Genomic DNA, 22,151 nt, shown 5'->3' with positions numbered 1-22,151 from the left:
ACTCCTTATATGGCAACAGGGGCTTTAATATGTGGGTGTGACTGGTAATTTTTAAGCGTAAAGTCGTCGAAGGAAAACCCGAAGATATCTTTCACCTCAGGATTAATTTCCATAGTTGGGCGCTCGAAAGGCTCACGACTTAGCTGCAACTCTACCTGTTCAAGATGGTTTGAATACAGATGCGCATCGCCTAGCGTATGAATAAAATCGCCGGGCTCTAAATCACACACTTGCGCCATCATCATGGTCAGTAAAGCATAACTTGCAATATTGAAAGGAACGCCCAAGAAAATATCGCCGCTTCGCTGGTAAAGCTGGCAGCTAAGCTTACCGTCTAATACATAAAATTGGAAAAGTGTATGGCAAGGTGGCAGTGCTTGCTTGCCCATCGCTGCATTTTCTTTAGGAGAATAATTGGTATCAGGGAGCACTGCAGGGTTCCAGCCGCTAACGATAAGTCGACGAGAATCTGGATTGTTTTTGATTTGCTCAACCACTTCGGCAATCTGGTCTACCGAAGTGCCATCACCGCGATCCCAACTGCGCCACTGGTGTCCATAAACCGGACCAAGCTCGCCTTCTTCGGTAGCCCACTCGTCCCAAATACTCACACCGTGCTCTTTCAAATAAGCGATGTTTGTCTCGCCTTTAAGAAACCAAAGTAGTTCGTGAATAATGGATTTAAGGTGACACTTCTTTGTTGTCACCAAGGGGAAACCTTCCTGTAGATTAAAACGCATCTGATAGCCGAATACACTTAACGTACCTGTACCAGTTCGATCTTCCTTTTTCACACCCGTATCACGTACATGGCGCATTAGAGCGAGATATTCTTTCATCGTTATTCTTATATTTTTTGCTGTTCAACATGGTCTTTTCCGCGCATGTAAGCACGGACTATTAATCCTATTCCTAAAGCTATCATAGGTAAACAAAGAAGTTGCCCTTGGCTTAGTCCCATTTGATATAAGCCAATATGTGCGTCGGGTTCTCTGAAGTATTCAACGATAAATCGGAAGGTGCCGTAACCAAGTAAGAACAAGCCGCTGACCGCCCCTACTGGACGCTTTTTGGCAGAAAATAGCCATAGGATAATAAAGAGTAGTACGCCTTCAAGCGCAAATTCGTACAATTGGGACGGGTGCCGAGGAACATGACCCGCGTTGGGGAAAATGACCGCCCAAGGCACATCGGTGCTACGCCCCCAAAGTTCAGCGTTTAAGAAGTTTCCTATGCGTCCTGCACCTAAGCCAATGGGTACTAACGGGGCAACAAAGTCCCCTAGTCGAAGGAAGGTCGTGTTCATACACTTGGCGCGCCAGAATAAGGCTGTTAGCACCCCTAAAAGCCCGCCGTGGAAGGACATTCCACCAGCCCAAATTTTGAATAAGTACAAGGGATCGTCGAGAAACATACCAAACTGGTAGAAAAGCACATAGCCTATTCGACCGCCTAATATTACGCCAACGAAGCTCCAGAAAAGCAGGTCGCTTAACTGCTCACGGCTCCAGTTGGTTTGTGAAAGACGCTTTTGTGCCAATAGGTAAGCGGCGATAAAGCCCACCAAATACATAAGGCCGTACCAGCGGACACTTAACGGACCGACACTGAAGATAACGGGGTCGATACTGGGAAATACCAGATAACTGCTCTGTTCCATTACTTTATTCAATTCCTAAAATCATTCTAATGCTCACCAACACGAGTAAGCACGCCAACATCGCTTTTAATACACGAACATTTACTCGCTGCCCAAGCTTTGCACCTATGTTTGCTGTAAACATAGAGGTGGCAACAATACCAGCTGTTGCAGGTAAATACACATAACCTAAACTATGTTCTGGTACATCTATCGCATTGTAACCGGCCACGATAAAACTCGTGGTACCAAAAACGGCAATAATGAGTCCGCAAAAGGCTGCACAGCCAATTGCCGCCCGTACATTAACACGAAACCATACCAGCGCAGGTACCAATAATGCACCGCCACCAATCCCCATAAGTGCACTTAGTAAGCCAGCTCCACCACCAACAGTCGCAAGCGTACCTTTTGATGCGTCATTTTCTGAGGCTTTTTGCTTACCAAATATCATCTGCATCGCAATCAAAATAACCAGCACCGCAAACACATCTTTAAGCAGTTCACCCGAAATATGGCTTGCTATCTGTGCTCCGGCAAATGCGCCAAAAGCAATACCTAAGCCTGTGTAAAGCACAACATGCCTTTGAATATTACCCAGCTTGTAATGCGCGAAGGCCGACGACATTCCTGTGAAGATGATGGTAGATAATGAGGTAGCGATAGCGACTGGCATTACGGTTTCAGTGGTCATTCCCATGAAATGTATAAGCAAATACGACAACACAGGAACGATGATAAGCCCACCGCCAATGCCCAGCATACCCGCCAAAACACCTACCACAGAACCTAAAATAAGGCAGCTGAGAACTATTACAACTAATGGATCCATTCCTTAAGCACCTGCTCGGATAAGGCCTCCCAGGCCCTTGGTTTCAAGATATTGATTCAAGTGCACAAAGACTTCTTCTTGGCTAACAGAGGTGAGCGCCAATGACAGTAATTGCTTACATTCATCCAGCGTGACTTTTCTAATAAGCCAGTTTATTTTTCTTAAGTTAAAGCCGTTCATACTTAGGCGGCGATAACCCATTCCCATTAGCAGTAATGCTCCAGCTGGCTCACCTGCAATTTCACCACAGATAGTCACGGGCACTTGATTTTGATTGGCTTTTTGAACCACGTCGTAAAGCGCCCCTAATACCGCAGGATGATAGCTATTGTAGAGCCCTGCCACCCGCGTATTGTTTCTATCCACCGCGAGCAGATATTGGGTCAGGTCGTTACTGCCTACCGAAAAGAAATCCACGTGCTTTGCTAATTGAGGTAGCTGATAAAGTACCGACGGTACCTCTAGCATAATACCTAACTTAGGCTTGGTTAACGTTTGTCCTGACTCTGCAATCTCATCACAAATTTCATAATATGCCTGATTAATTAGTCGCTTAGACTCCTGCACTTCAGATACGGTGGAGATCATAGGCAGCATAATTTGCAAATTGCTTAGGCCTACACTTGCACGCAGCATGGCGCGAACCTGAACCAAGAAAATTTCTGGATGGTCAAGGGTTAGGCGGATGCCTCGCCACCCCAAAAATGGGTTTTCTTCATTAATTGGGAAGTACGGTAGTGGCTTATCGCCTCCTACGTCGAGAGTACGCATAGTGATAGGCAATGAAGGCGCGGCCTCTAGCACTTGGCGGTACAGCTTTACTTGCTCTTGTTCTGAAGGAAAACGCTCGCGTAACATAAAGGGGATCTCGGTGCGATAAAGCCCTACACCCGCGCCAATTTGTTCAGCGTTTAGTTCGACTTCAGCTGAAAGGCCAGCGTTGATATAAAGAGACATTCTACAGCCATCAACACTTTCGCAAGGTTTATCAGCCTCGGCGTCAATTTTCTCTGCGATGGCCGACTCTTCTTCAATGAGCTGTATAAATTCAGACTTGATGTTACGTTCAGGCGATACAATGACCTCGCCTGAATACCCATCAAGCAAAATCTCTTTGTCTTCGAGTAGTGCTGGCGTGACGTTTTGACAGCCCATCACTGCAGGCACGCCCATGGCTCTAGCCAATATTGCCGCGTGAGAGTTATTTGAACCGCGAATAGAAATAATGCCTTTTAGCTTACCTCTTGGAAATTCGGCAAGCATAGGCGCTGAGACTTCATCAGCTACGAGAATACTGGCTTCGGTTATCGTTTTTTCAGTAACCTTTTTGCCATTCGCTTCATACAAAATGTTGGCAAGAATACGGTCGGATAAATCGACAATATCAATGGCACGCTCTTGCATGTAAGGGTCGTCCATTGCCTGAAAGCGCGCGGCATAGCTTTCTACAACCATTTTCAATGAAGACGCCGCATCCCAACCTTGGCGAATTTTTTCTTCTACTTCCCGCCCAAGGCTGTTGGCATCTAGCAGATGATGATACAGCTGAAAAATGGATTTAACATCGTCGGGAATGCCGTCATCTAACCGCTTCGATAACGCATCGACATGACCTCGCGTAACTTCAACCCCTTTGCGATAGAGTTGAATTTGATCTTGAGGAGATTGCGTGCGCTTTACGACCCAGTTTTTAAGGTTAATAGATTTGTCTGGAGACACTCCCTTGCCAATAGCAAGGCCTGGAGAACCCGCAATACCACGCACATTTTTTTGCCGCGCAGTATTGTCGTTCGAATTTGACAGCGTCAAAGCCCCGCGAATATCAGCATTGGTTATTTCTAACGCGAGCTGCGCAGCAAGGGTGACTAAAAATGCTTCTTCGTCTTCACTGAAGCGGCGCATTTGTGATTGCTGAAGGGTAATAACACCAAGCACACGCCGTTGGTTGATAATAGGCGTACCTAAAAAGGCGTTATAGTTTTCTTCCTGAACTTCGGGGTAATGTTTGAATCGAGGATGGCTATGAGCATTAACGATATTAAGAGGCTCTTCCCGCTGACCTACCAGCCCGATAAGCCCTTCTGAGAAGCCAATGCGTACCTGCTCGACTGCATCGGGATGTAGTCCGTCAGTGGCTTTAAGGATAAATTCTTGGGTGTCGTAATCGGCAAGGTAAATAGAGCATGAATCGACATCTAGGGTCTGTTTAACCCGCGAGGCTAGCCTAAACAACGCCGTATCGAGAGCAGGAATTTGATTCATTTCCTGCACGATACGCTTTAACGTGGTTAACATTGTTCCTTGCTGGCTCTGAGGGCTCACCGGTTTTTCCTTTTTTACTCGCAGTTTACTCGCTGCTTACTCCGCACACCGCAATATTGCACACCTCTTTCTTGCGTACCTGAACTTCGCATACGCTTATCCACGCCTGCGTTTCTTGCCACGTTTATGTGGCGCTGCGTTTTGGCGCTGTTGAGGCCGATGCTGCGCAGACATAACTACAGGCGAGAACTCTTTCATTACTCGTCTGTATACATCGCGCTTAAACGATACAACGTTTCTTATTGGATACCAGTAACTTACCCACCTCCAGTCATCAAATTCAGGATGACCTGTTTTAAGTACATTAACGTCTCGCTCGTTACAATCGAGCTGCAACAAGAACCATTTTTGTTTTTGCCCTATACAAACAGGGTTACTGCCTTGTCGAATTAATCGCTTAGGCAGCTTATATCTAAGCCAGTTACGGGTAACACTTAAAATAGTGACATCTTTCGGTGTCAGCCCTACTTCTTCGTGAAGCTCGCGGTACATAGCTTGTTCAGCAGATTCCCCTTCATCAATTCCGCCTTGAGGGAACTGCCATGAATGTTGACCATAACGTCTTGCCCAAAATACTTGACCCATTTTGTTGCAAATCACTATGCCCACATTCGCACGGAATCCATCGGCATCTATCACATAGACTCCCGGGCACACTATACTGTTATATGTTTTCATTCTTCCACAAACTATGCTCCAATCATAGTCTTAATATTCGTACCCGCTTTTCAAACAGGAAATTAACCATATTTATGCAGCCACCAGCGTCTCCCCCGTCATCTCCAGATAGCCTTTTAGCTCGTTGTCATGCGATAGCGGGCTTGACGCTTGGAGAGCTTGCGGACATGGCAAATGTAGCCATACCGGCCAATTTACAACGTCACAAGGGGTGGCCAGGCATGCTGATAGAGAAGTGGCTGGGCGCGAGTGCAGGTTCGAAGCCTCAGCAGGACTTTCCTGAACTTGGCATCGAACTTAAAACCATTCCCATCGACGCCCATTTTTCGCCTTTAGAAACCACCTACGTCTGTTTTGCCCCGCTTTTGATGACGCCCGGCATTACATGGGAAACGTCTAACGTGCGAAACAAACTGCAGCAGGTATTATGGCTACCAATTGAAGGTGACAGAGCTATTCCGCTGGCCCATAGGCGGGTAGCAACAGGCTTCTACTGGCGACCGAATGAACACGAAGATGCGGTATTGAGACACGATTGGGAGGAACTGGTCGAGCAAATTGCAACTGGACAGGTTGAGTCGATCACCTCTCGTCAAGGCGAGGCCTTACACATTCGTCCTAAGGCGGCAAACGGGAAAGTGCTCACTGACGCGTTGGGGCCTGAAGGTCAGCGTATTAAAACCCGTCCTCGCGGCTTTTATTTACGTAAAACCTTCACCCATCAAATATTGATAAATGCATTTGGTGGCTAACGCGAACTCAACGCCTAGCATAATACTCTTGTTATCTTAGCGGCGTGGAGTTTAGGTGTTTAACGAAATATTCACTCAAAAACTTTTCTGAATTTATCCCCATGCGTTTTGCCACGGCTTCAAGTTTAGCGTCGCTGCGCAGCAGTACATTCTTGGCGTACTCTAAGCGGTAGTGGAAAATGAAACGTCTAAAGTTTTTCTTTTCAGTAAGTTGCAAGGCCAATGCGAGCGAGGTGGGGTCGATATCTGCCCCTTTACAAAACTCACTGAGGGTAAGGAAGCGAACCTTGTACGCCTTTGATTCTATGGTGTAGCGTTCTGCTTTAGAAATAATACTGCTAATTTCATAAGGCGTTGCCTTGCCTTCATCTAAGCGTTCGTAATCGAGTGGCGACGGGGACGTCCGTCGTATAAAGGTTAGTGAAAACAGTACAATTAGAATTGCCGTTCCAATCATCAGATGATGAAACCCTTCCCAAAAAGGAACAGGGAAGAAGCCGAATGTTGCGGCCGTCACAAGTAGAATACTCATAAACGCAACGCCAACCAAGCTTCCCATTACTCCGGCAAGCCTAGGCATTTTCAGGTTTTTTATATCCACCGCCTGCTCTGGTAAGTGCCTATGGTACATTTGAATATGCTCGGTAATAAGAATACCTATGAGCAACACGCTAAACCCCGTTAACAGTGATGCAATATAGGCAGGCCACAATAGCAGAGGCTGACCATGAGGAGACGATGAGAGCCATTGCTGCTTATCGTCTACGGGTATCAGGAGAATGGCGCACTGAAAAACGCCGGTCACTACTACCGGCCACCACAGTCGCTTTCTTGCCGTAGGATAAGCTAACAGCATGGGTTTTATTGCGCGGTAACAACACGTAATCGCGATAACAGCAAATACTTCTGATAACCCGTAGATACTAGCCAGCCCTGTGGCATTTGCCATACGGAGCCACTCATCCAGCATAAATACAGGCCAGCACAAAAACGCTGCCGTTAGCCAGCGTCCACTGCGTAAATTGACTTTTTGAACGAACAGACGCACAAAGCCAATGGCATAAATGCCAAGCAGTGCGTAAAGGAAATAGTCATTTATGGCTGAGGTCATCAGCGCCCTCCATCCTTGAGATTCGAGTTGCCTTTACCGTGCATGTTTACAGTAACCACATATGCATAGAAAACAATTACCAGTAAACGTCACGTTGCATAGCCACTGTGCGAGTTCGTTCCATAATTCGAATAAGCGTGCTGAGTTTCTCTGCTGTCCATTTACGCACTTCGTCATGGGAGTCTACTTCGGCGTCGTCTATCGACTGCTTTAACATAAGCAGCGCATTCAGCTCATCAATACCAGTGAGCAAATCTAACCACGGTGCGCGAAAATTACCCCGCTCTTCTACAAACAAGTCACCGAGCAGAAATCCACTCCATAATGTCTGCCTAAGCATTACTTCTACAGCGCTGTAATTGGCAGGCCCCATGGTTTTATTTAGCGGCATACTTTGCTGTACAGTTTGCCAACCTTGCGACAGCCAGCCTTTTGCATGATCAAGCACGGGATGATCAAAACCCGTTGCGACTTTTTGCCACGGCTTATTCTGAATAAGACTTATGGCGTGTAGCTTAATGTCTGTGGCATCGTTGTCGAAAAACAGCTTTTCGGGCTCATGAGCCTGCATTAAACCTGTTTGTCGTCCTTGCAAATAGCTTACTACTGCAGGATGTTTGCTGAGAGTTTTGTTAAACATGCTCTTTTTAGAGAGCAAGTAACGCAAACTTTGTAAGTCGTCTTGCCAACCCCACTTTTGCGCATGGGTGACCAGTTTTTTATGCAGGGCTAGTAGCTCAGGGCACTGCAGAACCGGCAAGTAAAGCGATACACTTTGAAGTAACAAGCGTACACTCTTGGCGACTTCCGCGAGCATTTTTATTGAACCACTTTCGCAAAACACATGCTCGTGGTGCTGCCAATGCGCCAATGCAGTTTGAACCGCGTGGCTAAATGCTTCTTCCGTGGTGGTTGTGTCTTCAAGCGCAAGGAAATCTGGCAGGTGTCGAACTTTAGCGTTAAAACCGTGAAGTAATTGATATCCCTGCGCCGCTTTTGATACATCACTAAGGCGTACCGGCATGTTGTCGTTTATTAGCACAGCTAACGTAAACAAACTGTTGATATCACCTGACATCAACTCAAGCTCTATTTCGTTGATTGGGGAACTGGCTTTTTCTGTACTTGCTTCACCACAGTCCAGCACAATCTCAACCACACTTTCACCCACACTAACCACATAGGCATTGCGAGTAAAGTGAGTGCTAAACTGTTTAGATAGACGCGTGTTTTTTGCCGCCACGTCCCAATCTTGGGGCCAAGCGCTGGCTTCAAATAGCGTGAGGTCGGGCCTTGAATTATCAAGGCTCACATTGTATTCCATGCGTTTGTGCAGACCACCGCTGACCACGCCGTTAGTCTTTAGCGTCTGTTCGTATTCACCATTGTTACCTCGAACACGAAAGCCCATTTTATTGTTTTGAAAATCGAGCTTATCGGTATCGTAATAGTCGTTTTCAAGGCGCATTTCACGATGAGAGTTAACCTGAATACTGTTTTTTTCGAAAAGAGGAAGTACACGTTGAGTAAACGCATGGTGGGCGTTGTCACCCGTTACAAATTTTAATTCTATTTCTGACATGGTTGCGCTAGGCACAGCTTATGATGCTGACACCTTACCTTTGTCGCTTACTTTTCGCAATGCTGGCGCCATGAAACAAGATGCTTTAATTAGACAAAAGTGGAACAAACTTGCCTTTATCGCGGTCAACCAATACCATCTTCACGTTTTAAATTCTAAAATTGGACTTCATATGATTCGAAAGTGGTTAGCAGCAGCCCTTATTGCATGCTCTTTTCAAGCATTTTCGCTACAAGATACCGCTGATTTAGAAGCGTCTTCTTCGCATTACATAAGAGATGACTTGTTTATCTTTATGCATACTGGACCTGGTCGTAACTACCGCATTCTAGGTTCAATTGAGGCGGGCACACCTATTACTGTGCTCTCCCGCGACAATGATGCTGAATTTACCCAAATTACCGACAACGAAGGACGTAAAGGCTGGGTTGAAAGTAAGTTTGTGTCTAATACCATGTCGCAAGCCGAGCAATTGCCAATCATAAGTGAGAAGCTAGCTGAGAGCCAAAGTGGACTTCAAGCTGCACAATCAGAAAATGCCAAACTTCGTCAGCAGCTTAACGATGCTCGCCAAAAGGTGTCTAAACTTACCACCACAAACGACGAGCAAGCGTCTCAAATTATTCGTTTAACGGCTAAGGTTGAAAGCGCTAATAAAGACGAGCTTGTTACCTGGTTTACTCGCGGTGGCATAGTGGCAGGCGTGGGGATATTGCTTGGTGTAATGCTCACTTACCTTCCTAAACGCAAGCGTAGAAACAGCGAATGGATGTAGTGTAGGTTTTAAAGCTGGACGCTAAAAAACGAAAACGCCGATGTTAGCATCGGCGTTTTCTATTGGGCTCGTTTCGGTAAATGGATTAGGAGTGACAACGTGCAAACACTTTGATGAGTTATATGCGCCTATTATCGTACTGTAAGCAACACTCTATACCCTCTTGTCATACGAGAAACATCACCTTGTTCATCGTGTGACCCTCGGGCTGTTATCCTCTCATGTGCATAACCCCATTTAAGCTTCGCACAAAGCTTATCAATGAGTTTTAACCCTATTCCAAATCCGCCATCTAATTCACTGATAGTCGGCGCAGATAAAGTCGCTTGGCCTTTTTCGTTAAGCGCCTCTTCTTCAAGGCCGTCCTCTTCGTTGAGCACGGTGAGCGTTGCATCTGAAAGACTTATTGTGACTCTTCCTTGCTGCGTGTGCTGATAAGCGTTTCGAATCACATTTCCTATCACAATTTCGCTCGCCGTTTTGGCCAGCGTTAACTCACAATCGCTCAATTGCAGCTGCACACTCACGTCTTTTCCCGACAGCAAATACATTAAATCTTGGCTTAGAGCCTCAACCATTGCTTTAAGGTTAACCTTTTCTTTGGGTAAAGCTGCTTCTTCATTTCTTCCTAACCAAAGTAGAGTTTCGGTCAAATCTGCCATGGTTTTTGAGGCATGATCCACCCGCGCAAGCGCGTTATTGCCTTTAGTATTTTCACTATCGATCACTCTGTGCAGTAATGCCGCGCTACTTCTAATAACGGCAATCGGCGTTCTAAGCTCGTGACTCGCGTGGTTAACAAATTCTCGTTCTCGATTTAGGGTATTGCGCACGTTTTGCAAGCTGCCATGTGTCATCCCTGCTAGCGCGTTAAGTTCCTTATAACGAAACTCTGGGATAGGCTTATCGAGCTCTTGTTCATCCAAAGACGCCGCCCACCTCTGCAATGACTCTATGGGGCGAGACACGCTGCGCATAAGAAAAAGCAAGGCGACAAAAAACGAAACCAGTGCAACTACGCCCACAATGGCGCTGTAAATAACATGGTTTATTCTAAAGTGTTTTTTGCCGTCAGAAGGTGGCGCGACAAACACTTGGGTAACGTATCGCGATTCTCCATTTTCTAACGGAACTAACACGGCAAAGTGAGCCGAAATAGGACGGGAAAACCAATCAGGTTTGTTGATATCTTTCATAAGTGAAAACGGTATAAAGCTCTCTTTGGAAAAGCTCTGCTTCACTTCGTCAGGCAAACTCTCGTAGTTCGCAAAAACATGTAAATCGAGAATTTGAGCATGCTTGTTGTCATCAAGCTTTGCGCTTTCTGCCGCCCGTATCATGGTATTTCTCAGCATGCCGTCCATACCATCGAAAAAGCTATCGCTGCTTTGTATTGAAAAGAGCACAATAACTACGGCGGCCAAACTTAATAGCGACCACAAGACGTAGCGTCTTAAGCTGATGCGAAGGCCATTTACCACTGATCGTTTCCTTTATTTGTACTTTTTGGTTCCGCGCTTGTACTTTGCACTGAATTGGACTGCTCTGGTTTTAACGTCACACAAAAGCCTGTGCCGGCTACTGCTTTTACCTCTATGCTGGCATTCGCTTGCACCAGTGATTTACGCAAATTATGAAGATGCACTTTAAGCGCATTGCTCTCTGGCGCTTCTTCTCCCCAAACCGCATCGAGAAGACGCTCCCGTGGCATAACTTTTCCTTGTTGCTGTAACAATGCCTTTAGCAGCGTAAATGCTGTGGGGCTTAACTTAATAGGCACGTTCTCAACACTTACTACGTCGCTTCCCATTGCTAAACTTACGTTGCCAAAGCGCAGCTTTTTCACTTGTGATGAACGCCTGTGCGCCAGTGCAAAAACCCGAGCAACCAGTTCGGGCATGTCAAACGGTTTCACTAAATAGTCATCGGCGCCTTTTTGAAACCCTTCTAGCTTGTTTTCCAACTGGTCACGGGCGGTTAGCATAATAATAGGCGTATCGTTGCCGTCTTCCCGCACCCTCTCACATACGCTTAAGCCATCAAGTCGCGGTAAATTAATGTCCAGCACCACAACATCAAACGGATGCTTTTGGATAAGAGACAGCGCGGCTACACCGTTTGCAGCGTGGTCACATACCATGTCTTCAAGCTCTAAATAGTCGATAATATTGCCCGCCAGGCCCATATCATCTTCCACTAGTAACACGCGGATCATTAGCCGTACTCTCCGTTAAAGGTTTAACCAAATGCTTTGCCATTAGACGGCTTACATCGTCATAAATTAACAGTAATGCGGGTATTAATAAAAGTGTGATGACGGTGGCAAACAATATACCGTAACCCAGCGACGCGGCTGCCGGAATTAAGAACTGCGCTTGTACCGACGTTTCGCCCAATATGGGATATAAGCCTACAAAGGTGGTAATTGAGGTCAACAACACAGCTCGCAAGCGACTGGTACAAGCTTCAATAACTGCCGTTTCCACCGGCACACCTTCTTCTCGCAAAGCGTTGAATCGTGAAACCAACAACAAGCTGTCGTTAACCACTACGCCGCTAAGCGCCAGTATGCCGTTCAGCGAGAGCAGACTTATCATTAATCCATTCGACCAGTGGCCGATAATGGCTCCGACTATACCAAAGGGGATGGCGGTCATAATAATAAGCGGCTGTACGTAGGATTTAAGCGGAATCGCCAACAACGCAAAAATAGACAACAAGGCTAATATAAACACGCTCTGCATGGAGCTTTGCGTTTCAGCTTGCTGCTCAGCCTCACCGGCAAAATAAAGCGATAAGTCCTGATACTGACGCGATAGCTGAGGAACAAACTCGTTGTTTAAGTAATTCACCAGTTCGGTTGAGGTGATAACATCGCTATCCACCGACGCGCTAACCGTTAGGGCGCGTAGGCCGTCTATACGTACCACCTGTTTTTCTTGTACATCTTGAATAACGTTAGCCACTACAGAAAGCGGTACTACGGTGCCGTCGTCCAGACGCACTTGCGTGTTCATTACATCAGACGGATTCATTCTGTCTTGTTCAGGATAACGCACCCGCACTTTTACTTCGTTTTTATCGCGCAAATAGCGCTGAACAATTTCGCCACCAAATGCTTTTAACAGTTGCTGCGATAGGCTTTGCGTATTCAACCCCAACGCTCGTCCTTCGGGGGTAAGTTCAAAGCGCATCATGGCTTCGCCGGGTGTTAGCGAACTCTCAACTGCATATACACCATCGATATTGTTAAGTACTTCAATAAAGGCATCGTTAGCCGCCGTCAGGGTATCGTCGTTAATGCTTTTAATTTCAACGTTAAACCCGTCGACCATCTCTCGGCGTGAGCGTATTTTTAGACTTTTTACGCCTTCTAAATTGCCAGTTAACGTATTCCAGCGTGCCGACAATTCATCAAGAGAATAAGAGGAGTCTTCATCAAGTGAAATGGTGATTGTGCCGCTTTGATCACCACTCGCCGTTACTTGCAAACTGCTAATGCCACTTTTATCTGCGCCATTTTCTTGGGTTAATTGGCGGTCTGCCTCAAGCGCATTTTTCTCTAGCAGCATTAAGTTGCGTTCGTTCTGTCCATAGCTGGCATCGCTGTAAAGCGACATATTGGCCGAAACCGTGTCGCCCTGCATGCTGGGGAAGAAGCTTACTCTTACCGCACCTATAAGCGGTAGGCTAACCACCATGACAAATAAGGCAATAAACAACAATACAGCGGCATAACGGTAGGCTACGGTGACTTTCAATAAGCGCTCATACACGCGGTAATTAAACCACTGAAGTCCACCATCCGCTTTTTGCTGTACTTTGTTCCATACGCCACCTAATCCCCTTCGCGCTTTTTGCTTAGTTGGCAGATGAGCTAAATGAGAAGGTAAGATCAGCTTCGATTCCACCACCGACAGCAACAAACACAAGGTAACGATAGTGCCGAACTGAGAATAAAGCGTACCTAAGCCGCCCGATACGTTCGATAATGCGAAAAAAGTGGCCACTGTGGTTAGTACACCAAACAGTGTGGGAACCGCCACTTTATGGGTACCTAAGATGGTATTTTGAAGCGTATCGCCATGCTGTTTACGCGTGGCGTACACGCTTTCCCCCACCACCACGGCATCGTCCACCACAATGCCAAGGGCCATGATAAAACCGAATGTGGTCATTTCGTTTAGCGTCATTCCCGTATAGCTGTCGGTCATGAAGTACAAGGTGCCGAAGAAGATAAAGGGCAAGCCAGCCGCCACCCAAAATGCCACGCGTAAATTTAGAAACACGGCAAGAGTAACAAATACCAACACAATGCCCATAAGCGCATTGCTGGTAAGTAGCGTCAATCGCTCGGTAATAAGCGTGCTTTTGTCATACCAGGTTTCAAGCTCTACGCCTTCAGGTAGCAAGCCTTTTTCGTGCCATGCGTCCACTACTTCGTGAGCCTGCTGTACCATTTTTGTTACGTCACCATATGCGTCCATAAGCACCTGGATGCCATAGCCATTGGTACCGTTGTAACGTGACAAGTGATAGCTGTCGTCGGCAAACATATCGCGCACTGTAGCAACATCGCCAACGGTGAGTATGACGCCATTGGTATCGGTAATGAGGGGGATGTTGGCAAAATCTTTCGCCCAGTAAGACTGTTCAGACGCTTTTAAACGAATCACTTTTTCTTTGTTGCGCAAGCTGGTTGTAAGCGCGGTATTCGACTCCTGGTTAACGGCATCAGCCACGTCTGACAGCGTTAATCCGTAGGCTTGAAGCTTACCTTCGTCTATTTCAATAGACATCATAGGGTCGACAAAGCTGCCTGCGCTGACTTCGCGAATGTCATCTGTTGCCAGTAAATCTCGTTCTAATTGCTCACCCAAGTATTGAAGCGAAGCGTGGTCGACGTCACCATAAAGCTGCACCCAAATAGCGTGTTCTTGTCGGCGTGCTTTGCTGATAACAGGGTTTTCAGCATCTGACGGGAAGTTAGAAATACTATCTACTTCGGTTTTGATGTCGTTGAAAAGCGTGTCTAAATCGTATTCGGTTTCTTTTTCTACCTGCACACTGGCGCCGCTGGCGTTCGAGGTAGAGGTAATTCGCTTAATCCCCGGAATTGCTTCCAGAGCGGTTTCAATTTTGATAGCTATCCCTTCTTCTGCTTGTTTAGGATCACCACTATCGTATGTCATTGAAATGGTAACAAAGCGTGGCTCCATACTTGGAAATGCCTCTTTGCGGATATCGTTCATGGAAACCAAGCCAAGCACAATAAGGCTGACCATGAGCAAATTGGCCGCTACTGAGTTCTGCGCAAACCAAGCGATAATTCCCCGGGCGTTATTCCCACCATTCCTATTGCCTTTCGGACTCTCGCCCCCGTCAAACGGCGCGCCGTTTCGATTATTTGTCATCAGCTTGCCCTCCTGTTTGTCCTTCCACTACAGGCAATACTTTGGTATTCACCAGATAGCTGTTTAAAGGGCGCGCAACCACCAGCGCTTGGCGTATTTCGCCAACCTGTTCTGACATGCTGTTGTCGCTAGCGTTACCCGAGGTTTTTCCCGCAACATTACTCACAATATCGCCCGTAACTTCACTGGTTTTTGGCGGGGTGATGTAGGCATAACCTTCGCTTTCAAACAAAACCGAAGGCGTGAACTTTGCCAACTGCCCGGTAGATGGCATTACTAACCATACTTCTTGCTTTTGCGAGATAGCAGAAGCCGGCAGTTTCCAGACATTGTCGAGTGCTCTTCCTTCAATGTCTGCCTGCACAAAGCTGCCGAATAGAAGAGGCGTTGATTGCGCCAGCGGCTTCTCAACAACCGCTATGGCGTTACGCTGACGCGTTGTATCACTTTGATGCCATTCAGCGCGAACGATATTGGCAACCCAGGTGTTTCCCGTAGTGGTATCGGTAAGCGTTACCGGCCAGTTAAGGGAGGCATCACCAGACAATTGCGTTTCATCACCAGAAGGTAGTTGAGCCCATTGGCTAGGTGAAAGACCAATAGCCACTTCGGCAATATCTGCAGAATAGAGTGTGGCGACCGCACTGCCAGCTTGAACATAGCTCCCTAGCGCAATGTCACGGCTGACCACCAATGCATTAAAAGGTGCACGTAACGAGGTAAACGCCAAATCTCGCTTGGCTGAATTTACACTTTGCTCGGTTTCATCCAAAGTGGCCTGAGCCGCCTTTAGCTGCGGCTCACGCAGTACTAATGCCGATAAAGGTTCACCATCAAGCCCTGAACGTGTCCATTCATCTTTCGCTTGAATACCCTGTAATCGCTCTTCTTCTAGACTTACCACAGCCGCTTGATAGGTAGCATTTGCACTTGCTAACGCCTGTTGATAGTTGGTGTCATCAATACGTGCCAATACCGTGTTATTTGCCACTAGGGCACCAGTTTTAAAAGACGAAGATATATCAGTAACTTGACCACTAACCTGTGCGACTAAGCTCAAACTATCTTGCGGAACAATCTGACCATACCCCCTCACCTTAGCGTTATAGCTGTCGGCGGTTACATCAATAACGCCTACTTGAGCCAGCTGAGTATTGCCGCTTTGTTCTCCCTTTGGGCTGCGATTAGTGGTATTCACTGAAGACGTGTCGATTGCCTTGTTAAGCCTGTTCACACCGCTATCGGCAGTAGGTAATGCTGCTGGCCTTTCACCACCTGCAGGTTTCTTTGCCTGAGCGCCATTTTGTGATTGCTCAGCATTCGCGGAAATTGCTGGAGACGTTGGCCTTGATTCGGTCTGCGGTTTTGCGCCGGGATGTTGGGCGCCCATATTCATCATGGTATACATAACCGCTAGCGCAATACTTGCAGCAGCGAGTAAGGTTACAATAATTCGTTTGTTTCTCATTGTGACACTCCAAGGCCAAGGGCTAGGCCTAAGTCAATTCGGTTTTGTAATTTCTGGGCGTGCAGTTCAACTGCCTGAGCTTGTAGGTTAAAGCGCGTGTCATACACGGAGAGTAAGTCCAAGATGTCAGCAAGGCCCTGTCGATATTGACCTTCAATGGTAGAGACGCTGCGCTCCGCATTTGCTAACGCCACGTTGGTGTGGCTAATTCGAGCACTCAACGCGGTTTCGCTATCCAGCGCATTTTGGGTTTCCTGTACCGCCGTTAATAACGTTTCGCGATACTGCCACCAGGCATTGGCTGAGGTTAGCTTTACATCTTCAACTTGCGCCCTTAGAGCGCCCCCCTGAAACAGTGGCGCGGTCATCTGTCCAAGCAAACTCCACAAAGGGTTAGTAAACAAAGCTTGTGAAGGTGTAGAGGCATTATCAGAAAGGGATGCAGACAAGCTAATGCTTGGCAACAGGGCTTTGTAGGCCACATCGACTTCAAACTCTGTTGCTTTTAACGCATAAAAGGCCGCCTGAAGATCGGGTCTACGTGCCAGATCCTGTTTCGGCAAAGTTGTTAGCGGCAATAACACGTCGGGAAAACTAACTTGAGTGTTGAGCTCGTTTAGCGATTGGTTTTGTCTGCCTAAGAGTACGGCCAACGTGCGCTTTGCTGTTAAAAGTGCATTTTCATATTGGGCAATAGTAGCGCGAGTATTTGCACTGCTTGTACGCGCAGTATCTAAATCGTCTAGGCTTCCCAGCCCGGTGCTATAGCGCTTTAAAATAACGGCTTCGTTATTTTCTAGTACCGTTAACCGAGACTGCTCAATATTCAGTAATTGCTGCTGAGTGAGTACGTCGATATAGCTTCTTACTACGTTAGCGACCAGAGAATCTCTGGCAGACTGATAGCTGGCTCTGGCACTTGCTGCATCTAAGTTTGCTGCACTTATTCCATCGCTGATTTTTTGCCATAGGTCCAGCTCCCAACTGACATTCATGCTCGCGCTATAGCTCGGACTGCTCGAATTAGAGCTCGTACTGGAGTTGGTATTTGAGCTGGTAGATGCACTGCTATTGGTGGTTTCACTTTTTGACGCAGAGAAGCTCGCGTCAACATTAAGGTTCCTATCCGCTTTTGCACTATCAATGGCTACTTGTGCTTTTCTAAGCGTTATTAACGACTGCTGCAGACTAGCATTAGAAGACAGGGCTTCATCAATGTAACCGGCTAAGTGGGGTAACTCTTTGATATCAATGATATCGGTTAACGTCGTGTCCGAATTCAGCAGCAAGGTTTGTGTTGATTCTTGTTGCTGTGCTTGAGACTGCCACACAACGTTGTTACCCGTTGACGACGATGCCGATTCGCTCAACGCTCTGTCATCAGTACTTGTACATGCAGACAGCAAAATGCAAAGGGTAATGCTATTTACCGTCAGTTTTATCTTGCCCATGACTTGTGCCTATCATTTGGCGCACAGGCTACTTTCGAAGGTCTATGCGCAGCTTTTTTAAATTAACTGACACGAGTATTTCAAACGCAGGGTTAAGGTCCGGTTAAGGAAAGAGCAAGGAATTAGAAATAAATGAGAAAGGTAAGAATAAGGTATTAAAAAGGCCAGCTTAGCGCTGGCCTTTGAATGACATGTTGTGAAGATAGCTCTCAATTAAATCGCTATCTTGCCAAGTCGGTATTTACCGCAAGTATTACCGCTTATTCATCATCTTCAACTAGGGTCATCAACGATGTGTTACCACCTGATGCCGTAGTATCAATACTGATGGTTTTTTCGGTCATCAAACGCTGAATAAGGTTATCGTTATATTCTGCTGTGATAACCGGCAAGATAGCGCCTTCGCGAGATGACAGCATTGCTGTAATACGCGCAGTACGCTCTGTACCAGAGTCGACCACCACGCCAGATAAATCTTCATCCATTAGCAAGGTATCTAGATGCGCAAGACGCGCTACCTGGAATAAGCCTTTTGGTGCGCCAGTAGATTCAAACTTGTTTTGAATTTCTACTGCTTCTTCATAGAAGATTTCAGACACAACTGATACTACCGGGTTACCCGTTGATAGCGCGGTCACAATAGACAGTAACCAGTATTCAAAGGTTACTTCTTTATCGGCAAAACACACCAAAATCCCGCGAGGCTCTAGGTAAAGCTTGTTCGATTCACCTGTTGGTCCCGGCAAGGTTTGAGGCTTGGCAAGCTTGCGTTCAACACTGGTTAACTGCTGACGCGCTGTCGCAAGCGTACGGTTCAAGTCATCAGCAAGCTCATCAACAATGTCTACTTTCGCAATTTTTGCCAGAAGCTGACGTACCATAGAAATACGGTCATTTAACGGCGTATGACGCCACTGCACTTCTACCGCTTTCGCTTTATCCATCATCACGTGCGCACGCTCGGCAATCTTTTCATCACCTACAAGTGCTGCATCAGTACCGTCTACATCATCAATGTGCGATGGCTTAGGTGTGGCACGTTCCATCATTAAGCGAGGCAGATAGTTAGGGCCACCCGCTTTTGGACCTGTACCAGACAATCCACGTCCACCGAAAGGCTGAACGCCAACAATAGCGCCAATCATGTTGCGGTTAATGTATACGTTACCCGCGCGGCTCTTGGCTGCTAGTTCGTTAGCACGCTCTTCAATACGCGAGTGAATGCCCATAGTTAGGCCGTAACCTGTACCATTGATTTGCTTTAGCACACTATCAAGGTCTTTCGACTTAAAGCGAACAATATGTACCACAGGGCCGAACACTTCTTTTTCAAGCACATCAATGTTCTTGATTTCATATAAGGTCGGCGCAAAGAAAGTACCGTTTTCAAAGCCTGCTGGCATTTCATTGCGATAAAGCAGCTTAGCTTTATCTTCCATATACTCTTGGTGATCGGTCAGGCTCTTAAGCGCCTTCTCATCAATAACAGGGCCTACATCGGTAGCAAGCTGCGTTGGGTCACCAACGGTAAGCTCTTTCATGGCGCCGGTTAGCATTTCGATAAGGTCATCAGCAATTTCATCTTGTACGAACAATACGCGAAGCGCTGAACAGCGCTGACCGGCACTTTGGAAACCAGAGTGGATCACGTCATCAACTACCTGCTCTGGCAGTGCAGTTGAATCAACAATCATACAGTTTTGACCGCCCGTCTCTGCAATCAATGGCACCTGTTCGCCACCACGTTCTGCAAGCACTTGGGAAATTAACGTACCGGTTTGCGTTGAACCTGTGAACATTACCGCTTTAATGCGCTCGTCTGGTAGAAGGGTTTCGCCCACTTCTTTACCAGGCGATACAATAAGTTTCAGTGCGTCTTCTGGCAGCCCTACCGAGTGCATAATATCTACCGCGCGCTGCGCAATAATGCTGGTTTGTTCAGCAGGCTTAGCAATAACCGTGTTACCTGTTACAAGTGCCGCTGCCACTTGACCTAAGAAGATGGCTAGTGGGAAGTTCCACGGGCTAATACAAAGCACAACACCACGAGGAAGTAAGCGTTGATCTTCAGCAAGCTCTTCTGCACGCGCCGCGTAGTAGCGACAGAAATCAACGGCTTCACGCACTTCATCAATACTGTCTTGCGCTACTTTACCGGCTTCACGCATACAGATAGCGATAAGCTCAGCCATGTGGCGCTCAAGCGCATCTGCCGTTCGATTAAGTATTTCAGCGCGCTCGCTTACATCGCGTTTAGACCATGCTTCAAACCCAGCTTCGGCTTCATCTAATGCCTTGCGCATATCATCAGGCGTAGCGTAATGATGATAACCTACCACGTCGTTGTGGTTAGTTGGGCTAAGTACCGCTGTCGCACCTTCTGGCACTTCACCGGTTACTTTGTAGTAATCCTGCCAGCGTTCAAGTTCGTGTTTAAGCGCCGTTACCGCATTGGTGTCGGTAAGGTCTAGACCACGGGAGTTATCGCGCTCTGGCGCATACAGCCCACGTGGGGTTTTGATTAACTTGTTATAGCGTACTTTCAGGCGTTGTGTTTTCTCTACCGGATCTTCAAGCAAAGACTCAACCGGTTTTTCATCGTCAACGATAGCGTTTACAAACGACGAGTTCGCGCCGTTTTCAAGAAGACGACGTACAAGGTAGGCCAATAAGTCTTCGTGTTCACCTACAGGAGCATAAACACGGCACTGAATTTTATCCTGTGTTACCACCTGATCGTAAAGGGTATCGCCCATACCGTGCAGACACTGGAACTCAAAACCTTCTTTGTCGTCACCAGCAAGCTCAACAATAACAGACGCTGTGTAGGCATTGTGAGTCGCAAACTGCGGGTAAATGGTGTCGCGATACTCAAGTAGACGGTTCGCACAGGCATGGTATGACACATCTGTTGACGACTTACGGGTAAATACAGGGAACTCTTCAAGGCCCGCTTGTTGAGTAAGCTTAATCTCAGTATCCCAATAAGCGCCTTTAACCAAACGTACCATTAGCGGACGACCTACCTCTAGGGTAAGTTCACGTAAGTGCTCTATAACGTGGATTGCGCGTTTTTGGTAGGCCTGTACGGCCAAGCCAAAGCCTGTCCAACCGTTCAGGTCTTCATCGCGAAATACAGCTTCAATAATATCTAGAGAAAGCTCTAGACGGTCAGCTTCTTCCGCATCTACGGTTAAACCGATATCGTATTCTTTCGCCATCATACACAGCGCTTTCAAGCGCGGCGGAATGTCTGCCATGGCGCGTTCGCGGTGAGAAAATTCAAAGCGTGGGTGAATAGCAGAAAGCTTTACCGAGATCCCCGGTGAACGCTTAGGACCGCGTCCGTTAGCCGCTTTACCGATTACTTTTATTGCTTTTACGTATGCATCGTAGTAACGCTCAGCGTCGCGCATAGTGCGTGCGCCTTCGCCTAGCATGTCGTAAGAATATACGTACCCTTTGGTTTCTTTCTCTTTGGCGCGATCTACCGCATCTTCAATGGTTTCGCCCATAACGAACTGACGACCCATAACGCGCATCGCAATGTTCATGGCGCGGCGAATAACAGGTTCACCCAAGCGGCCAAGGGTTTGTTTTAATAAGCCAAACTGTTCTTTCTTGCGCTTGTCGGCATAGTTCACCATGTTGCCCGTAAACAACAAGCCCCACGCCGATGCGTTAACAAATAACGACTCTGAATTCCCCAAGTGAGGTGTCCACTGTCCCTGAGACAGTTTGTCACGAATAAGCTCATCTTGAGTGGCTTTGTCTGGAACACGCAGCAAGGCTTCAGCCAAGCACATCAATACCACACCTTCTGCTGTAGATAGCGAGTATTCATTTAATAATGCGTCAACACCACCGTGCCCTTCTTGCTCTCGGCGAATTTGAAGCACCATCTTTCGTGCGCGTTCCCATGCACGGCTTCGTGCACGTGGGTTTACCTCGGCAATGGGAAGGATTTGATCCACAGCCACCGACTCACTAATGCGATAGTAGTCTCTTATACGCTGGCGTAGGGGTGAAGTTGTATGAAGTGTGTCGTTAATGAGCATTGCAACCCTTTCATAGAAATAGCTGTAACAAAAAGCGTTCCCGCCGTGTAAGACTGCTCACGGTTACAT

At 47.0% G+C, this 22,151-nt stretch carries 15 protein-coding genes; 2 read left to right on the top strand and 13 right to left on the bottom strand.

From position 1 onward, the window contains the following. Window positions 1-5: 5 nt before the first annotated feature. The 5 genes from ACFI6J_RS08400 to rppH form a co-directional block, all read right to left on the bottom strand. Window positions 6-839 carry a thymidylate synthase gene (locus tag ACFI6J_RS08400; protein ID WP_014948183.1) on the bottom strand — a complete coding sequence of 278 codons (834 nt, stop codon included), beginning with the start codon at window positions 837-839 and terminating at the stop codon, window positions 6-8. 8 nt (window positions 840-847) lie between these two features. Next, window positions 848-1,660 carry a prolipoprotein diacylglyceryl transferase gene (lgt, locus tag ACFI6J_RS08395; protein ID WP_014975613.1) on the bottom strand — a complete coding sequence of 271 codons (813 nt, stop codon included), beginning with the start codon at window positions 1,658-1,660 and terminating at the stop codon, window positions 848-850. Window positions 1,661-1,664: 4 nt separating this feature from the next. After that, on the bottom strand, window positions 1,665-2,471 hold the full coding sequence (locus ACFI6J_RS08390; RefSeq protein WP_061439411.1) for a sulfite exporter TauE/SafE family protein: 807 nt from the start codon (window positions 2,469-2,471) through the stop codon (window positions 1,665-1,667). Between the two features lie 3 nt (window positions 2,472-2,474). Beyond that, window positions 2,475-4,766 carry a phosphoenolpyruvate--protein phosphotransferase gene (gene ptsP, locus ACFI6J_RS08385; protein WP_039224899.1) on the bottom strand — a complete coding sequence of 764 codons (2,292 nt, stop codon included), beginning with the start codon at window positions 4,764-4,766 and terminating at the stop codon, window positions 2,475-2,477. 123 nt (window positions 4,767-4,889) lie between these two features. Next, window positions 4,890-5,432 (bottom strand): RNA pyrophosphohydrolase, encoded by a 543-nt coding sequence (rppH, locus tag ACFI6J_RS08380; RefSeq protein ID WP_014948179.1) that lies wholly within the window; start codon window positions 5,430-5,432, stop codon window positions 4,890-4,892. A 113-nt stretch (window positions 5,433-5,545) separates the two neighbouring features. Between rppH and mutH the strand changes: the two genes are divergently transcribed. Beyond that, window positions 5,546-6,223, top strand: a complete 678-nt coding sequence (mutH, locus tag ACFI6J_RS08375; protein WP_039224444.1) for a DNA mismatch repair endonuclease MutH — start codon at window positions 5,546-5,548, stop codon at window positions 6,221-6,223. Window positions 6,224-6,254: 31 nt separating this feature from the next. Here the strand turns inward: mutH and ACFI6J_RS08370 are convergent, their stop codons facing one another. Then, on the bottom strand, window positions 6,255-7,334 hold the full coding sequence (locus ACFI6J_RS08370) for a helix-turn-helix domain-containing protein (protein ID WP_061439409.1): 1,080 nt from the start codon (window positions 7,332-7,334) through the stop codon (window positions 6,255-6,257). Between the two features lie 76 nt (window positions 7,335-7,410). Next, window positions 7,411-8,916 (bottom strand): CYTH domain-containing protein, encoded by a 1,506-nt coding sequence (locus ACFI6J_RS08365; RefSeq protein ID WP_039224442.1) that lies wholly within the window; start codon window positions 8,914-8,916, stop codon window positions 7,411-7,413. On the opposite strand from ACFI6J_RS08365, the gene ACFI6J_RS08360 reads away from it, so the two are divergent. Next, the gene (locus ACFI6J_RS08360) at window positions 8,879-9,691 is read left to right on the top strand and encodes a TIGR04211 family SH3 domain-containing protein (RefSeq protein ID WP_069943706.1); all 813 of its coding nucleotides are present in this window, start codon (window positions 8,879-8,881) and stop codon (window positions 9,689-9,691) included. The genes ACFI6J_RS08365 and ACFI6J_RS08360 overlap by 38 nt on opposite strands. 131 nt (window positions 9,692-9,822) lie before the next feature. Here ACFI6J_RS08360 and ACFI6J_RS08355 read toward each other — a convergent pair whose 3' ends face one another. The 6 genes from ACFI6J_RS08355 to putA all read right to left on the bottom strand — a co-directional run bounded on the left by ACFI6J_RS08355 (window position 9,823) and on the right by putA (window position 22,082). Then, the gene (locus ACFI6J_RS08355; protein WP_348670536.1) at window positions 9,823-11,172 is read right to left on the bottom strand and encodes a sensor histidine kinase; all 1,350 of its coding nucleotides are present in this window, start codon (window positions 11,170-11,172) and stop codon (window positions 9,823-9,825) included. Next, a complete protein-coding gene (locus ACFI6J_RS08350) occupies window positions 11,166-11,906 on the bottom strand; it encodes a response regulator transcription factor (protein WP_156085928.1) in 741 nt (246 codons plus the stop codon). Before ACFI6J_RS08350 ends, ACFI6J_RS08355 begins: the two co-directional genes overlap by 7 nt. Further along, window positions 11,878-15,105: an efflux RND transporter permease subunit gene (locus tag ACFI6J_RS08345; protein ID WP_462586014.1), complete on the bottom strand. Its 3,228-nt coding sequence runs from the start codon at window positions 15,103-15,105 to the stop codon at window positions 11,878-11,880. Before ACFI6J_RS08345 ends, ACFI6J_RS08350 begins: the two co-directional genes overlap by 29 nt. Next, on the bottom strand, window positions 15,095-16,573 hold the full coding sequence (locus ACFI6J_RS08340; protein ID WP_462586012.1) for an efflux RND transporter periplasmic adaptor subunit: 1,479 nt from the start codon (window positions 16,571-16,573) through the stop codon (window positions 15,095-15,097). The genes ACFI6J_RS08345 and ACFI6J_RS08340 overlap by 11 nt, the downstream gene beginning before the upstream one ends. Next, a complete protein-coding gene (locus tag ACFI6J_RS08335) occupies window positions 16,570-18,024 on the bottom strand; it encodes an efflux transporter outer membrane subunit (protein ID WP_462586010.1) in 1,455 nt (484 codons plus the stop codon). The genes ACFI6J_RS08340 and ACFI6J_RS08335 overlap by 4 nt, the downstream gene beginning before the upstream one ends. Before the next feature lie 260 nt (window positions 18,025-18,284). After that, entirely contained in the window at window positions 18,285-22,082 is a 3,798-nt protein-coding gene (gene putA / locus ACFI6J_RS08330) for a bifunctional proline dehydrogenase/L-glutamate gamma-semialdehyde dehydrogenase PutA (RefSeq protein WP_462586009.1), read from the bottom strand. Window positions 22,083-22,151 lie beyond the last annotated feature (69 nt).

Source organism: Alteromonas sp. G4i13, assembly GCF_054960505.1.
The sequence above is the reverse complement of the archived record's forward strand: the minus strand, read 5'-3'. Positions and strand labels throughout refer to the sequence as shown.